General features: G+C 75.5%; 12 protein-coding genes. 8 read left to right on the plus strand and 4 right to left on the minus strand.

What is annotated here, in order from left to right:
• The 3 genes from ACFU7Z_RS20975 to ACFU7Z_RS20985 all read right to left on the minus strand — a co-directional run.
• The coding region (locus ACFU7Z_RS20975; RefSeq protein ID WP_380778793.1) for a hypothetical protein at positions 1 to 187 on the minus strand (187 nt) is incomplete at its 3' end.
• 173 nt (positions 188 to 360) lie between these two features.
• Positions 361 to 1,767, minus strand: coding sequence for a hypothetical protein (locus ACFU7Z_RS20980; RefSeq protein ID WP_380778795.1), 1,407 nt, complete (start codon positions 1,765 to 1,767; stop codon positions 361 to 363).
• A gap of 172 nt (positions 1,768 to 1,939) precedes the next feature.
• Positions 1,940 to 3,385 carry a TolB family protein gene (locus tag ACFU7Z_RS20985; RefSeq protein ID WP_380778797.1) on the minus strand — a complete coding sequence of 482 codons (1,446 nt, stop codon included), beginning with the start codon at positions 3,383 to 3,385 and terminating at the stop codon, positions 1,940 to 1,942.
• A gap of 301 nt (positions 3,386 to 3,686) precedes the next feature.
• Here ACFU7Z_RS20985 and ACFU7Z_RS20990 point away from each other — a divergent pair, with 301 nt between their 5' ends.
• On the plus strand, positions 3,687 to 4,598 hold the full coding sequence (locus ACFU7Z_RS20990) for a LysR family transcriptional regulator (RefSeq protein WP_049651227.1): 912 nt from the start codon (positions 3,687 to 3,689) through the stop codon (positions 4,596 to 4,598).
• A gap of 27 nt (positions 4,599 to 4,625) precedes the next feature.
• On the opposite strand, the gene ACFU7Z_RS20995 is transcribed toward ACFU7Z_RS20990, so the two are convergent.
• On the minus strand, positions 4,626 to 5,639 hold the full coding sequence (locus tag ACFU7Z_RS20995; protein WP_380778799.1) for a hypothetical protein: 1,014 nt from the start codon (positions 5,637 to 5,639) through the stop codon (positions 4,626 to 4,628).
• 272 nt (positions 5,640 to 5,911) lie between these two features.
• Here ACFU7Z_RS20995 and ACFU7Z_RS21000 point away from each other — a divergent pair, with 272 nt between their 5' ends.
• The 7 genes from ACFU7Z_RS21000 (at position 5,912) to ACFU7Z_RS21030 (ending at position 15,706) form a co-directional block, all read left to right on the plus strand.
• Positions 5,912 to 7,471: a DUF3604 domain-containing protein gene (locus ACFU7Z_RS21000; RefSeq protein ID WP_380778802.1), complete on the plus strand. Its 1,560-nt coding sequence runs from the start codon at positions 5,912 to 5,914 to the stop codon at positions 7,469 to 7,471.
• A 71-nt stretch (positions 7,472 to 7,542) separates the two neighbouring features.
• The gene (locus tag ACFU7Z_RS21005; RefSeq protein ID WP_380741232.1) at positions 7,543 to 8,331 is read left to right on the plus strand and encodes a polysaccharide lyase; all 789 of its coding nucleotides are present in this window, start codon (positions 7,543 to 7,545) and stop codon (positions 8,329 to 8,331) included.
• Between the two features lie 49 nt (positions 8,332 to 8,380).
• Positions 8,381 to 9,943, plus strand: a complete 1,563-nt coding sequence (locus tag ACFU7Z_RS21010; RefSeq protein ID WP_380741231.1) for an ABC transporter substrate-binding protein — start codon at positions 8,381 to 8,383, stop codon at positions 9,941 to 9,943.
• A gap of 126 nt (positions 9,944 to 10,069) precedes the next feature.
• A complete protein-coding gene (locus ACFU7Z_RS21015; protein ID WP_380741230.1) occupies positions 10,070 to 11,029 on the plus strand; it encodes an ABC transporter permease in 960 nt (319 codons plus the stop codon).
• Positions 11,026 to 11,871 (plus strand): ABC transporter permease, encoded by an 846-nt coding sequence (locus ACFU7Z_RS21020; protein WP_380778804.1) that lies wholly within the window; start codon positions 11,026 to 11,028, stop codon positions 11,869 to 11,871. Before ACFU7Z_RS21015 ends, ACFU7Z_RS21020 begins: the two co-directional genes overlap by 4 nt.
• Positions 11,868 to 13,685, plus strand: a complete 1,818-nt coding sequence (locus ACFU7Z_RS21025; protein ID WP_380778807.1) for a dipeptide ABC transporter ATP-binding protein — start codon at positions 11,868 to 11,870, stop codon at positions 13,683 to 13,685. The genes ACFU7Z_RS21020 and ACFU7Z_RS21025 overlap by 4 nt, the downstream gene beginning before the upstream one ends.
• 17 nt (positions 13,686 to 13,702) lie before the next feature.
• A complete protein-coding gene (locus ACFU7Z_RS21030) occupies positions 13,703 to 15,706 on the plus strand; it encodes a hypothetical protein (RefSeq protein WP_380778808.1) in 2,004 nt (667 codons plus the stop codon).
• Positions 15,707 to 15,746 lie beyond the last annotated feature (40 nt).

Genomic DNA, 15,746 nt, shown 5'->3' on the forward strand with positions numbered 1-15,746 from the left:
CGCTCAGTCCGAGCGCGACGGAGTCCCCGTTGAGCTGCTCGCCCTTGGCGGTCTCGCTGATCCGGGCGGTGTCGCCCTTGGGCGGCTTGGCCTCGGCGGCGGGCAGCGCCGCGCCGGCGGCCACGGCGGTGGCGGCCAGCACGGCGGCGGCGCGGGCGAGCCGGCGTCGGGCGGGTGTGTGCGTCATGGATCGTCCTCCCCTGGTGGCGGTCCCGGGCCCACGACCCCCGCGGCCCGGTTTGAGGAGAGCCAAGCGTCGTACGGATCGTCGGTCAACGACCGGCGGCGATCTCGGGCGGAAATACGCCACCGGTCGTACGCCGTAAGGGAGTCGGGCCGCCACGGGTGGCGGTCAGGCCGTCACAGGCGACGGAGGAAGGCGTCCGTGACGGCGTTGGTGTCCCCCGGGACCAGGTCGCCGTCGTCGGCGGTGAAGAGCACCGCGTCTCCGGTGGCGTCCACGGACGGACTGTAGGAGGGGGAGGTGCTCGGCGCGCCGTCCCGGGTGAGGCTGACCCGTTCGATCCGGCCGGTCCACAGGTCGCGGCGGTAGACGCTGCTCTGGTTCCTGACGTCGTCGGGGAGCAGGTTGCCGGCGGAGGAGTCGAAGTAGACCCAGCGGTCGTCGGCCGTCATGACGGCGCCGGAGGAGGACCCGTTCGCCGTGGTGCCCGGCAGGCCGGCGCTGACCTCGGTGACCTTGCCGGTGGCCAGGTCGTGGACGTACACGTCCAGCCGGACGCCGCCGTGGCCGGGCAGGCCGGTGCCGTAGACGGCGACGCTGTAGACGGCGTAGCGGCCGTCGGGGCTGATCCGGCCGTCGCTGCTGCCGCTCAGCTGCCCGGTGCCGTCCACGCTGCCGGCGACGATCGTGCCGGTGGCGGCCTTCCAGACGTAGGAGGGGTGGTGCATGGGCCCGCCGGTCACTCCCGGCGACCCGGCGTCGGAGCCGGTCTCGCCGGAACCGGGGCCGGCGGGGGCGGCCGGAGCCTCCGGGAGCAGGTTGCCGGCCCGGGAGGTGAAGGCGATGGCGGAGCCGTCCGCGCTGATCATCGGATCGAGGGAGTAGTTGCTGGCGGGCTCGCCGTCCGCGCCGACGGTGACCAGGCGGCTGGTGCGGGTCCAGCGGTCGGTGACGTAGATGTTGTTCCTGCCGCGCCGCACGGGGCCCGGGGCGAGGTCGGATCGGTTGGAGACGTAGGCGACGTAGCGGCCGTCCCGGCTGATGCTGGGGCTGGTGGATCCGAAGCCGCTCTGGTCCTCTGCGCCCGGCAGGGCGGCGGCGGTGACCAGTTCGGTGTGCCCGGTCCAGCGGTCGCGGACGAAGACGTCGCTGGGGTGGGCCGGCTGGCCGGGCACCACGTTGGTGGCGGCGGTGCTGAAGGCCACGTACCGGCTGTCGGCGCTGATCGAGGCGTCGGTGGTGGGGGCGTTCAGCGGGGAGCCGTCGTCGGCGACGCTGACCTTCTCGACGTGCCCGTTGCGCAGGTTGCGGACGTAGACCTCGTCGGAGTTCGGGGTGCCTGTTCCGGGCAGCAGGTTGGTGGCGGCGGAGGTGAACAGGGCGGAGCGGCCGTCCTCGCTCAGCCCGAGTGCGGTCGAGGGGCCGTCGAGCTGCTCGCCCTTGGCGGTCTCGCTGATCCGGGCGGTGTCGCCCTTGGGCGGCTTGGCCTCGGCGGCGGGCAGCGCGGCGCCGGCGGCCAGGGCGGTGGCGGCCAGGACGGCGGCGGTCCGGGCCGGCCACCTGCGGGTGCGTGCGGTGGGCATGAGGTCTTCCTCCCCTGGGATCGCCCGGCCGGGCTCCCTCCCGGCGGCGGGCTTTCGCAGAGCCAACCGTCGGGAGGGCCGGTGGTCAACGGCCGAGGGTGGTCCCGCCGGGAAATACGCCAACAGGCGTATCCGGCAAGGGAGTCAGGGCGTCACCGAGGGAGTCGGGGCGTCACAGGCGGCGCCGGAAGACGTCCGTGAGGTCGCTGTCGACGACGGGCGCCAGGTTGCCGTCCTGGGCGCTGAACAGCAGCGTCGTGTCGTCGGCGTCGACCTGCGGGAAGGCGGCGGAGGTGGTGCTCTGGGAGCCGTCGTGGGCGAGGGAGACCCGCTCGGTGTGCCCGCTGCGCAGGTCGGTGCGGAAGACGTCGGCCTGCTCGTTGGTGTCGCCGGGCACCAGGTCGGCGACGTCGGAGACGAAGTACACCCAGCGGTCGTTCATCGGCATCACCGGGTCGTAGGAGGAGTCGCGCGGGGTGGTGCCGGACAGTGGCTTGTTGACCTTGGCGGTCGTGCCGGTGGCCAGCTCGCGGACGTACACGTCCTGGTGGCGGCCGTGCGAGCCGGGGCGGCCGCCCTCCTCGAAGACGGTGTAGGCCGCGTAGCGGCCGGAGGGGCTGATCCGCCCGTCGTTGCCGCTGTTGACGAACTCGCCGGCCTCGTTGTAGCTGGCGCCGGTGATCTTCCCGGTGCGGGCGTCCCAGACGTAGTACGGGTAGGCGCGGATGGCGGCCAGCTCGGCGCGGGCGGAGGCGGTCCGCGGGGCCTGGGCGGCCTCGGCGAGGTCCGGGCCGTCGGCGGGGTCCGCGGCGGAAGCGGCGGCGAGCGCGGGCGGGGTCTGCTCGGCCGGGAGCAGGTTGCCGGCCCGCGAGGTGAAGCCGATGACGGTGCCGTCCGCGCTGATCGTCGGGCGGAAGGAGTTGTTGTCGGCCGGGGTGCCGTCCGCGCCGGTGCTGACCACCCGGGTGGTGTGGGTCCAGCGGTCGGCGAGGAAGACGTTGAACTTGCCGCGGCGCACGCCGGGGGCGAGGTCGGTGCGGTCGGAGGAGTAGACCACGTAGCGGCCGTCGGCGCTGATGGCGGCGTTGAAGGCGTTGCGGATGCTCTGGTCGTCTCCCGCGCCGGAGACGCCGTCGCCCGCGGAGAGCAGCTCGGTGCGGCCGGTCCAGCGGTCCCGGACGAAGACGTCCGAGGGGTGCTTCGGCTGCCCGGGCACCGCGTTGGAGGCGTAGCTGCTGAACACCACGTACCGGCCGTTGCCGCTGATCGCCGCGTCGTTGCTGCCGTTGTCCAGGGCGGAGCCGTCGTCGGCGACGCTGACCCGCTCGGTGTGGCCGTTGCGCAGGTCCCGCACGTAGACGTCGCCGAGGACCCCGGCGCCGCCCGGCAGCAGGTTGGTCGCCGCCGAGGAGAACAGGGCGTAGCGGCCGTCGCCGCTCAGCCCGAGCGCGAGGGAGGTGCCGTTCAGCGGCTCGCCCTTGGCACCCTCGCTGACCCGGGCGGTGTCGCCCTTGGGCGGGCGGGCCTCGGCGGCGGGCATCGCGGCGCCGGCCACGGCCACGGCCACCAGGACGGCGGCGGTACGGGCCAGTCGGCGGCGGGTGCGTGCGGTGGTCATGGATCATCCTCCCCTGATGACGGTGCCGGGCCGGCGACACCCCCGTGGCCCGGTTGGGGAAGAGCCAAGCGCCGTGCGGGTGTCCGGTCAACGGACAGGAGCGATCTCGTCCGGAAATACCTCACCGGTCGTATCTCCGGCCGAAATCTCCCACGCCGGTACAACCGTCCCGCTGTACGGGGCGGGTGGCCGACGAACGGGAGCCGTCCCGACCGGCCGGCGCGGCCGTCGGCGGACCCGGTGGACCCGGTGGAACCGTGCTCCGGTCGGGTGCGCCGTGCCGCGCTGGCAGAATTGGTCCGTGATCGACGCACGACGGCTGCGGACCCTGCGGGCCGTGGCGGACCACCGCACCGTGACCGCCGCGGCGGCCGCCCTCTACCTGACCCCCTCCGCGGTCTCCCAGCAGCTGGCCGCCCTGGAGCAGGAGACCGGCCACCACCTGCTCGCCCGGGAGGGCCGGGGCGTGCGGCTGACCGCCGCCGGGGAGATCCTGCTCGGCCACGCCGACGTGGTGCTCGCCCAGCTGGAGCGCGCCGAGGCCGACCTCGCCGCGTACAGCGCGGGCGTCTCCGGGGAGGTGACGGTCGCCTCCTTCGCGACCGCCATCGCCTCCGTGCTCGCCCCGGCCGTCGGCCTGCTCGCCGGGCGCGCGCCCGGGGTGCGGCTCAAGGTGCTGGACGCCGAGGGCGACGCCAGCCTGCCGATGGTGCTGGACGGCCGGGCCGACCTCGCGGTGGCCGTCGAGTACCGGGGCGCCCCGCGCGCCGACGACGCCCGGCTGACCAGGGTGCCGCTGTACGCCGAGCCCTTCGAGGCCGTCCTGCCGCTCGGCCACCGGCTGGCCGCCGAGTCCGGCCCGCTGGCCGTCGCCTCGCTGGCCGACGAGCCGTGGATCGGGCCGTACCCGGGCAACCCCTGCCACGACGTGGTGCTGCTGGCCTGCGAGCACGCCGGGTTCCAGCCCCGGCTGCTGCACTCCTCGGACGACTTCCGGGCCGTGGTCGCGCTGGCCTCGGCCGGCCTCGGGGTGGCGCTGGTGCCGCGCTCGGCGCTGCGCGGCGTCGACCTCGGCGAGGTCGCGGTGCGCCCGGTGGACAGCGAGCTCGCCACCCGCCGGGTCTTCGCCGCCGTCCGGGCCGGCGCCGACGGGCACCCGCTGGTCCGGCCGGTGCTGGACTCCCTCGCCGAGGCGGCCGCCGCGGGCGCGTGAGCCGGGCGTCTCAGTCGCGGTCCGGCGTCATCGGTCCGTCACCGGGCCGCCGTCGGGGCGGACCCCGGCGAACTCGTCCAGGACGGCCACCCGCAGTTCGTGGGCGCCGTCCGCGCGGCTCTGCTCGTAGTAGAGGTACCAGCGGCCGCGGGCCGAGACGAGGTCGGCGTACCGGACGTCCAGCCAGGGGCCGTCCGGGGTGAGGCGGTGCCAGGCGCGCAGGTCGGCGGAGGCGGCCAGGCCGCAGCGCTCCTCGTAGTTGCCGGCGGCGTCCGCCGAGCCGTCGTAGAGCGCGAGCCAGCCGCCCCGGCCGTCGGGGAGGACGGTGGTGATCCGGGACTCGTAGGCGTCCCAGGCGCCGGCCGGGCCGACGTCCAGGGCCTCGGCGGCGCGGCCGGGCGGGGCGGTGAAGCGCAGCCCGTCCGGGGAGAGCGCGAGGGCGGTGGGCTGGACGGTGAGGCCGGTGGTGTGGATGTCGGCACTCGCGTGGGCGCGGGCCCGCTCCTCGGGGGTGAACGGCCGGGCCCGGGAGACGGTGGCGAACAGGTGGACGCCGGCGTCGGTTTCGAGCAGGTACGGGTCCTTGACGCCCTCGGTGCCGGTGGTCGCGGCGGTCAGGACGGGGGTGCGGGCGCCGGGGTCGAAGGAGTCGGGGGTGTCGGCGCGCAGGGCGTCGATGCGCCAGCGGTTGTCGGCCGGGTCGACGTGGCTGAGGTGGAGCAGGTAGCCGCCGTCGCGGCGCAGCAGGGCGAGGCGCTCCATCGAGGGGGAGCCCAGGTCGTCGCTCCGGACGGACCACAGGTCCCGGAAGGCGATGCCGTCGGTGCTCTCGGCGACGGCGCAGCGCCAGCCGCGGTCGGGCCCGCCCGCCGCGCCGCGCGGGCGGCGCTCGCGGTAGGTGAGCAGGAAGCGGTCGCGGTCCGGCTCGTACCGGACGCCCGGGCAGCCGGCCCAGTAGCCGGGTTCGGGGCGCTCGGGGGCGCGGACCAGGTGGGAGGCGCTCAGGTCGGGCGCGGCGGGCAGGGCGGCGGGGTGCGGCACGGGACCGTCCTTCGAAGGGGTCGGGAGGGGATGAGAAGAGTTTCTATCAGATCGATCAAAAGTCCGAACGGCTCGCGGTAGGGCGGGCCCGGTCGGCTGGCCTGCGTCTTCCCGCTCCCACCTGCCGGATGTCTGTGAAGCCGATGTTTCGCCCGATGGCGATCGCACGACACCGACCGGCTGGGCCTTGACCGGCCCCCGGAGATCACGGCTAGCTTCTTCTCAGAGTCGATCAAACACCGCCGACCCCGACCCGAGGAAGCCCCGCCCCGATGACCGCCCCCACCACCGACGCGCCCGGCTACGCCGGTCTGGGCCTGTACGTCGGCGACCTCCACAACCACTGCGGCATCAGCTACGGCCACGGGAGCATCGAGGACGCCTACGCCAACGCCCGGCTCCAGCTCGACTTCGCCAGCGTCACCGGCCACGGCTGGTGGCCCGACCTGCCCGAGCGCACCCCCGAGCTGGCCAGCCTGGTCGACTACCACACCGAGGGCTTCGCCCGGCTGGCCCGGCTCTGGGACCACGTCCAGGACGTCACCGCCGCCGCCCACGAGGACGGCCGCTTCGTCACCTTCCAGTCCTTCGAGTGGCACAGCCTCGCGTACGGCGACCACTGCGTGTACTTCGACGGCCCGCGCGGCGAGATCATCCGGGCGGCGGACCTGGAGCAACTGCGCGCCCGGCTGCGGGAGCTCGCCGCCCAGGGCGTACGGACCTGGGCCCTGCCGCACCACATCGGCTACGGGCCGGCCCGCCGCGGCATCGACTGGGCCTCCTACACCGAGGAGTTCGCCCCGGTGGTGGAGATGGTGTCGATGCACGGCTGCGCCGAGTCCGACGAGGCGCCGCGCGGCTACCTGCACACCATGGGCCCGCGCGCCGCCGCCGGGACGGCCGTCCACGGCCTGCGGCTGGGCCACCGCTTCGGGCTGATCGGCTCCACCGACCACCACAGCGCCTTCCCCGGCAGCCACGGGCACGGCCGGGTCGCGGTCTGGGCCCCGGAGCTGACCCGCGACGGGATCTGGACCGCCGTCCAGCGGCGCCGCGCCTACGCGATCACCGGCGACCGCATCCTGCTCGCCACCTCCGTCAACGGCGCCCCGATGGGCGCCGAGGCCCCCTCCGCCGACCGGCGCCGGATCCAGGTCACCGTCCAGGGCCGGGATGCGCTCGACCACGTCGAACTGCTGCGCAACGGCGTCCCCGTCCACCGGGTCAGCCGCCCCGAACTGCTCGCCCGCGCCGCCGCCGAGGACACCTTCACCGGCACCCTGGGCTTCGCCGTCGGCTGGGGCCGGCGCGGCGAACCGGTGCACTGGGACGTGGAGTTGCGGATCGAGGGCGGGCGGCTGCTGGACGTCCAGCCCCGGCTGCGCGGCCCGGAGACGGTCGCGCCCGCCGAGGCCGAGCCGGACACCTACCGGCCGTCCCACTGGGAGCGCACCGGGCCGGGGGAGGTCCGGCTGCGGACCGTCACCGACGGCAACCCCAACACCGCCACCGACAGCACCCAGGGCTTCTCGCTGCGGATCGAGGGCGACGAGCGGACCAGGCTGGTCGCCGTCGTGAACGGCGTCGAGACCGCCCACGCCGTCGGCGAGCTGCTGGCGGGCGCGCGGACCGGCTTCACCGGCGGGTTCGTCTCCGGCGCCTACCGCTTCGACCGGGCCGTGCCCGACCGGGAGACCACCGCCGACTTCGAGCTGACCGACGAACGCCCCGGCGGCGACGGGGACTTCTACCACGTGAGGGTACGACAGGTGAACGACCAGTGGGCCTGGTCCAGCCCGACCTGGGTGGGACCGGCCGGCTCCTGTCGATAGGGCCGGTTGATCCCGTCAGCCGGCCCCGACCACCGGTCGCCCGTACCCGAACCCGAGATGGAGAAGAACCCGTGTCCCGACTCCCCGGCCGCCTCGCCGGCGCCGTGCTCACCGCCGCCCTGACCGTGACCGCCGCCGCTCCCGCCCACGCCGCCGCCCCCGCTCCCGCCCCCGCGGCCGTGACCGCCGCCACCGAGGTCTTCGCCGACGACTTCGAATCCGGCACCCTCGCCGCCTGGACCCGCCAGCGCGTCGACGGCAACGGCAGCATCACCGTGGCCCCCGCACCCGCCGGAGGCACCGGCCAGGCCGCCCGCTTCAGCGTCCCGAACGACGGCGCCTCCTACCGCTCCGAGGTCGCCGTCAACTCCCTCGGCTGGGGCAGCTACCGCTTCGCCCTCGCCGACTACCTGCCCGCCGACTGGGTGCGGACGTCCACCGAGACGATCCTCGCCCAGTGGCACGGCTACCCGCTCGCCGACGGCAGCGACACCAAGCCGCCGATCGCCCTGACCGTCAAGGACGGCAGCTGGCGGCTCAAGGTGCACTGGCTGACCGACCCGAGCACCGTCCAGGAGGCGGTGATCCCGCTCGGCGACGTGCAGTTCGGCCACTGGAACCAGTGGGCCTTCGACATCACCTGGTCCACCGACACCACCCCCGGCGCCGTCACCGTCTACCGGGACGGCGCGCAGGTCGGCGCGTACAGCGGCCTCAACAACTACCACCAGAACCAGTCGCCGTACTTCAAGACCGGCATCTACCGGGCCAACTGGAACCCGGCCAAGAACATCCCCTACCCGACCGGCGGCCCCGACGTGGTGGCCTGGAGCGACAGCGTCGTCGTGACCAGGTACTGACACCGCACCCGCCGACCGAGACCCCGAGAACCGAAGAGGTAGCACCACCATGAGCGACGCGGCCCGCCACCACGGCCTGCCCCGAAGAGGCTTCCTCGGCCTGAGCGCCGGAGCGGTCCTGCTGGCGGCGGGCTGCCGCTCCGCCACCGAGGACGCCGCCGGCGGGGCCGCGGCCCCCGCCACCGCCTCCGCGCCGGACCTCCAGATCGTCTACGGCGCCGCCCCCGACCCCACCCAGCTGCTCCACCGCGGCCCGGACACCCCGGTGTTCGTCAACCTGGTGCTGGACCGGCTGGTCGACCTCGACCCGCAGACCCTCCAGCCCGTGCCCTGGCTCGCCACCTCCTGGGAGTGGAGCGCCGACCGCACCAGGCTCGTGCTCAAGCTGCGCGAGGACGTCACCTTCCACGACGGCCGCCCGCTCAGCCCGGACGACGTCGTCTTCTCGCTCACCGGCGCGGCCAAGTCCTCCCAGGTCAAGCCGCTGCTGGAACGGCTCGCCGACATCCGGGCGAGCGCCCCGAACGAGGTCACCCTCACCCTCGCCAAGCCCACCAGCAACCTGTTCGACGCGCTGGCCTTCAACCCCGTGGTGGACGCCCGCACGTACGTCGACGGCAAGGCCGCCGACAGGGTCAACGGCACCGGGCCGTTCACCTGGCAGGCGTTCAAGGGCGGCAACCAGCTCGACCTGGCCCGCTACGACCGCTACTGGCAGAGCGGCCGGCCGCACTTCGAGCGGATCACCGTCCGGTCGGTGACCAGCAGCCAGGCCGCGCTGTCCGCCCTCCAGTCGGGGCAGTCTCACCTGATCGGCGCGGTGCCCGGCCGCGACCTCAAGGTGCTCGGCGGGAACCCGGCCTTCACCGTGCAGTCCGCCAGGTCCTCCTACCAGCAGGCGTTCCTCGGCGTGAACGTCACCAGCGGGCCCTTCGGCGACCGCCGGGTGCGCCAGGCCCTCCAGTACGCGGTGGACCGCGACCGCATCGTCGCCCAGGTGTACGGCGGCCACGCCGAGGCGAGCAGCCTGCCCTGGCCCTCCAACACCCCCGGCGTCACCCCCGACCAGGTCACCCGCTACCCGCACGACCCGGAGAAGGCCCGCGGACTGCTCCGGGAGGCCGGCGCCGAGGGCACCCGGGTGCCGCTCACCGCCGCCAACTCGCCGGTCTTCGCCTCCCTCGTGGAACTGGTCAAGTACGACCTGGAGCAGGCCGGGTTCGGCGTCGACGTCCAGCTGCTGGACAACGCCGCGCTCCAGCCGAAGATCCAACAGGGCACGCTGGACGGGCTGTTCATCGCCAACCACGGCATGGTCAGCGTCTCCCCGCTGAGCGGGATCACCGTCTCCGGGCCGCTCCAGGTCGGCCGGAACACCTCGCACGTCACCGACCCCGCCTACGCCGACCTCCAGTCCCGCGCCTTCGCCGCCGCCGACGAGCAGGCCCGGGCCGAGGTCAACCACGACCTGTCCGAGTACCTGCTCACCGAGTCCTTCCACATCACCCTCGCGCACGCCTGGGAGACCTACGCCCTGGCCTCCTCGGTGCGCGGCGTGGCCACCAGCGCGCTCGGCTACCTGCGGCTCGACGACACCCGGCGCACCGCCTGACACACCGCCTGACACACCGCCGGGCGCCGTCGCCGCGCCGCACCGTCGGACGCACCGCCTGACGGCCGTCCCAGGGCGACCCCCACCGCCCTGGGGCGGCTCCTCCGACCCCCTTGGAGTACCCCCGTGCCCTACTGGACCAGAAAGGCGGCCGGCGCGCTGGCCACGCTCTGGCTCGCCTCCGTCGCCGTCTTCCTGCTGCTCCGCCTCGCCCCCGGCGACCCGGTCTCCGCCGCGCTCGGCGCCGAGGCCGACCAGGAGCAGCGCGACCGGCTCGCCGGCAGCCTCGGCGTGGACCGGCCGATGCCCGTCCAGTACCTGGGCTGGCTGCACGGACTGCTCACCGGGGACCCGGGCAGCTCCTTCCACTACCGGGAGCCGGTCACCCGGCTGATCGGCCAGAGCGTCGGCAGCACCGTCCAACTCGCCCTCGTCGCCGGGCTGCTGATGCTGGTCCTCGGCCTGCTGCTGGGCGTCGCGCTGGCCGCCGAGCGCCGCGGCCGGCTCGCCCGGGTGCTCGACCCGCTGGCCACCGCCCTGCTGGCGCTGCCGGTGTACGTCACCGCCGTGCTCTTCGTCTTCGTCTTCGCGGTCCTGCTGCGCCTGCTGCCCGCCGGCGGCGAGCGGGACCTGTTCACCGCGCCGGACCTCGCCGTCCAGTACCTCGCCCTGCCCGCCGTCGCGCTCGCGCTGCCGGGGGCGGCGGTGCTGGCCCGGCTGCTCGCCACCGAGCTGCGCCGCACCCGCCAGGAGGAGTTCGTGCTGACGGCCGTCGCCAAGGGGGCCTCGTCCCGGCGGGTCCTGGCGCGCCACGTGCTGCCCAACAGCCTGGCCCCGTTCTGCGTCGAATTCGGCCTGCACCTGGGCGAGTTGCTCGGCGGCGCGGTGGTCGCCGAACAGCTCTTCGCCCGGCACGGCCTGGGCCAGCTGCTGCTGGACGCCATCAACCAGCGGGACTACCCGGTCGCCCAGACCCTGATCATGCTCGCGGTCGCCGTCGCCGTACTCGTCCAGCTCGGCTCGGAGCTGCTGGTCGGCCGGCTCGACCCGCGGATCGCCCGCGCCGGCACCGGGGAGGATCGGTGACCAGCACCCTCGCCGTACGCCGCCGCCGGCTCGCCCCGCCCGCGCTCCCGGCCGCGCTGCGCACCCGGCGCGGCCGCACCGGCGCGCTCCTCGTCCTCCTGGTGGTGCTGCTGGGGCTGCTCGGCCCGCTGCTCGCCGCCGACCCCTACCGGCAGGGCCCGGACGCCCTGGCCGGGCCGTCGGCGGCCCACCTGCTGGGCACCGACGAGGTCGGCCGCGACCTGCTCGCCCGGGCGCTGGCCGGGATCCGCACCGAACTGCTGGTCTGCCTGCTGGCCGTCCCCGCGGCCGCCGTGCTCGGCACCGCGCTGGGCCTGCTCGGCGGCCTCAACCGGCTGCTGGGCGAGGCCGTCCAACGGCTGTTCGACCTGCTGCTCGGCCTGCACGGCGTCCTGCTCGGCCTCGCGCTCGCCCTGCTGGTGCGTCCGGGGCTGGGCACCGTGGTCGCCACCATCGTGCTCAGCGCGCTGCCCTCCTTCGGACGCCAGGCGCGGGCGGCCCTGCTCGCCCAGCTGGCCCGCGACCACGTGGTGGCGGCCCGGGTGCTCGGTGTGCCGCGCGGCCGGATCCTGCGCCGCCACGTGCTGCCGAACGTCGTCGACGCCACCACCGCGCTGCTGGCCGTCGCGATGGCGCACGCCGTCAAGACCGAGGGCGGCCTGAGCGTGCTGGGCCTCGGCATCCAGCCGCCCGCCCCCTCGCTCGGCACGATGATCAACACCGGCTCCAAGTACCTCTTCCTCCACCCGGGTTACGCCCTGGCGCCGGTCGTCCTGCTCGGCCTGCTGGTGTTCGGCCTGACCCTGCTCGCCGACTCGTTCAACCGGGAGAGACTGCGGTGACCACGACCGATGCCCTCACAACGGCCCGGGCCAAGACCGCCGTTGCCGTGCCGGGCCCGCCGCTGCTGGAGGTGCGCGGTCTGCGCGTCACGGCGGGCGGCGGCGAGGCGGTGCGCGGGGTGGACCTCACCGTGCGGCCGGGCGAGATCCTCGGCCTGGTCGGCGAGTCCGGCTCCGGCAAGACCCTCACCGCGCTGGCCGTCAACCGGATGCTGCCGCCGGGCTGCCGCAGCACCGGCGGCACCGTCCGCTTCGACGGCACCGACCTGCTGGCCCTGCCCGAGCCCGCCGTGCGCGCGGTGCGCGGCCGGCGGATCGGCATGGTCTTCCAGGACCCGCTGGCCCACCTCAACCCCCGGATGCCGGTCGGCCGCCAGCTCGCCGAGGCCGCCCTGGTGCACGGCGCGAGCCGCCGCGAAGCCCGGGCCCGGGCGCTCGAACTCCTCGACCTGGTCGGCATCGCCGAGCCCGCGCGCCGCTACCGCGACCGGCCGCACGAGTTCTCCGGCGGCATGCGCCAGCGCGTGCTGATCGCCATGGCGATGGCCAACCGGCCCGAGCTGCTGATCGCCGACGAGCCGACCACGGCGCTCGACCCGAGCACCCGGGTGGAGATCCTGGACCTGCTGGTCCGGCTGCGCGACGAGACCGGCACGGCTGTCCTGCTGATCACCCACGACCTCGGCGTGGTGGCCCGCAGCTGCGACACCGTCCAGGTGATGTACGCCGGACGGATCGTCGAACGGGCGCCCACCGCAGGCCTGTTGGCCGCGCCCCGGCACCGGTACACCGCCGGGCTGCTGGCCGGCGTGCCCCGGCTGGACGGCCCGCCCGGCGCGCCGCTCACCGTCATCGGCGGACGCCCGCCGGCGGCCGGGGAGGCGCCGCCCGGTTGCGCCTTCGCACCGCGCTGCGCGGCCGCCGCCGACCGCTGCACGGACTCGGCGCCGGAGTGGACCGACACCGGGGACTCCGGCTTCGCCTGTCATCGTCCGGTGGCGCAGGCGGTAGTGACGGAACGTCAGATCGTCGAGGTGCGACGGGCGGAGCGGGCCGCCGATCCCGTCCTGGTCGCCGAGGGCCTCACCGTCCGCTACGCCCGCCGCCGGCCCCCGGCGCTGGACGGCGTCAGCCTGGGCGCCGCGCCCGGCCGGGCGGTCGGGGTGATCGGCGAGTCCGGCTCCGGGAAGTCCACCCTGGCCCGCGCGCTGCTCGGGCTGGTCCGCCCGCAGGCCGGGACGGTCCGGGTGGACGGCCGCTCCTGGGCCGGGGTCGACCGCGCCGAGGAACGCGAACTGCGGCGCCGGGTGCAGCTGGTCTTCCAGGACCCGTACGCCTCGCTCAGTCCCCGGATGACGGTGCGCGAGGCGCTGGCCGAGCCGCTGACGACCCACGGGCTGCGCGACCGCGACCCGCGCGGGCTGTGCGAGCTGGTCGGCCTGCCGGAGGCGGTGCTCGACGCCCGGCCGCACCGGCTCTCCGGCGGCCAGCGCCAGCGGGTCGCGATCGCGCGGGCGCTGGCCGTCGGCCCGCAGGTGCTGGTCGCCGACGAGCCGACCTCCGCGCTGGACGTCTCGGTCCAGGCGCAGATCCTCAACCTCTTCGCCGACCTGCGCGAACAGCACGGCGTGGGGCTGGTGTTCATCTCGCACGACCTCGCGCTGGTCCGGCACCTCTGCGACGAGGTGCTGGTGCTGCGGCACGGCCGGGTGGTCGAACAGGCGCCCGCCGCCGAGCTGTTCGCCGCCCCCGCGCACCCGTACACCCGGGAGCTGCTGGCGGCCGCCGGCGCTCCCGAACCGCCCCGCCCATGACCGGACCCTGGAGCCCCATGCCTGCCGTGAACCCCTCCCGCCGCCAACTCCTGCTCGGCACCGGCGCGGTGGCCGCGCTCTCGGTGCTCGGCCCGCCCGCCGCCGTGGCGGCCCCCGCCGTACCCGGGGCCGAGGGACCGGAGGTGACCGGACTCGGCCCCGGGAACAGCGACTTCCCCCTGATGAGCGCCACACTGATCGACGACACCCTGTGGATCGGCTCGCGCAACCTCGCCCCCGCCCGGGTGATCGGCTACCACCTGCCGACCGGCCGGGTCACCGCCACCGTCGACCTGCCCACCGGCAACTTCGTCCAGGGCTCGGCCGCCCACGGCGGCGTGCTCCACCTCGGCGTCACCGACGCCCCGGGCGCGGCCAACCTCTACCGCTACGACGGCACCCTCACCGCGCTCGGCAGCGTCCCCGGCGCCGACGTCCGGGACGTGGCCGTCGCGCCCGACGGGACGGTCTACGCGACCGGACGGCAGAAGGGCCGGGCCGCCGGCCCCGGCCTCTACGCCTGGAGCCCGGCCACCGGCGCCGTCACCGAGGTCGCCTCCCCGGCGCCGAACGCCACCCAGGGCCGGGCCGTCGCGGCCACCGCGACCCACGCCTACCTCGGCGTCGGCAGCAACCTCGCGGGCGGCGGCGGGGCGACCCGGGCGAGCCTGTACGCCGTCGAGCGGGCCACCGGCGCCGTCAGCGACATCACCCCGCCCGACCTGCGCGGCGACACGATCATCCGCCGGATCACCGTCCTCGGCGACGACCTGCTGGCGGTCTCCACCGAGGGCGCGCCCGCCCACGTGGCGCTGCTCGACCCGGCCGACCACCGGGTGCTGCGCTCCTTCGCCGTCCCCGGTACCAAGAGCGTCACCAACTTCCAGCGCCGGGGGGACACCCTCTGGTTCACCTCCACCGAGCACGGCGTGCTGTGGCGCCACGACCTCGCCACCGGCGCGCTCGACGAGCTCGCCGTGCCGGTGCCGGACGGCAACTCCTGGGGCCTCGGCCGGCTCGGCGACACCCTCGCGGGCGTCACCGAGGGCGGCACCGTCTGGACCCTGGACCTCGGCACCGGGGCCGTCGCCACCCGGGACCTGGTCGAGGCGGGCGCCCCCGCCGCCGCCCAGCTCGGCATGTCGGTCGCGGCCCGCGCCGGGCGGGTCTACGTCGGCGGCAACGGCTCGCTCGCCCTGCACGACCTGGCCGCCGGGACCGTCCGCAAGCTCCCGGTGTCGGGCGAGGCCAAGGACACCGTGGTCCTCGACGACGGCACCCTCTACCTGGGCGTCTACTCCTCGCAGGGCATCTGGCGCTACCGGCCGGGAAGCGACCCGGCACCCGTCAAGGAGGCCGCGCTGCCGCAGGAGCAGAACCGGCCGCAGGTGATCCGCCGGGACCCGGGCAGCGGCCTGCTGCTGCTCGGCGTCCAGGCCGACACCACCGGCGGCGGCTCCTTCGTCACCTACCGCCCGGGCAGCGGCCGGCCCACCGTGCACACCGACCCGCTCGGCCCCGAACAGCTGGTGCGCGCCGTCGCCGCCGGGCACGGCCAGGCCTTCCTCGGCGGCGACAACGCCCGGCCCACCGGCCCGCGCGGCGACCTGGCCGCCTGGGACCCGGTGGCCGGCCGCGAGCTGTGGCGCACCGCGACCGACCTCGGCGCGGGCGTCAGCAGCCTCGCCGTGCTCGGGAACACCCTGTACGGCCTGACCGTGAACGGCCGGGCGTTCACCGTCGACCTGTGCGGCTCGCGGCGGGCCGGGTTCGTGCCGGTGATCGGGCGGCGGGCCGACCTGGGGGCCGTCTCCGGCGCCAACCCGCGGCTGCTGGCGCTCGGCGGGGCCCTGTACGGGGTCAGCGAGCGCAGCCTGTTCCGGCTGGACCGCGACACCCTGGCCGCCACCGTGCTGGTCGGGCTGGACGCCGAGTGGTACAGCGGCGCCCGGCTGGCCGCGGACGAGCACGGCGTGCTCTACACGCTGCGCGGGCGCGAGCTGATCGCCGTCCGGCCGTAACGACCGCGAGGGGAGGGGCCGGCCCGGGCGGGCCGGCCCC

Source organism: Kitasatospora sp. NPDC057518, from assembly GCF_042802075.1.
Lineage (GTDB): Bacteria > Actinomycetota > Actinomycetes > Streptomycetales > Streptomycetaceae > Kitasatospora.

What these genes read in the sequence shown, in the direction of transcription:
- ACFU7Z_RS20980 (WP_380778795.1), bottom strand. Translation starts at nt 1,767, where the DNA reads ATGCCCACCGCACGCACCCGCAGGTGGCCGGCCCGGACCGCCGCCGTC.
- ACFU7Z_RS20985 (WP_380778797.1), bottom strand. Translation starts at nt 3,385, where the DNA reads ATGACCACCGCACGCACCCGCCGCCGACTGGCCCGTACCGCCGCCGTC.
- ACFU7Z_RS21000 (WP_380778802.1), top strand. Translation starts at nt 5,912, where the DNA reads ATGACCGCCCCCACCACCGACGCGCCCGGCTACGCCGGTCTGGGCCTG.
- ACFU7Z_RS21010 (WP_380741231.1), top strand. Translation starts at nt 8,381, where the DNA reads ATGAGCGACGCGGCCCGCCACCACGGCCTGCCCCGAAGAGGCTTCCTC.
- ACFU7Z_RS21030 (WP_380778808.1), top strand. Translation starts at nt 13,703, where the DNA reads ATGCCTGCCGTGAACCCCTCCCGCCGCCAACTCCTGCTCGGCACCGGC.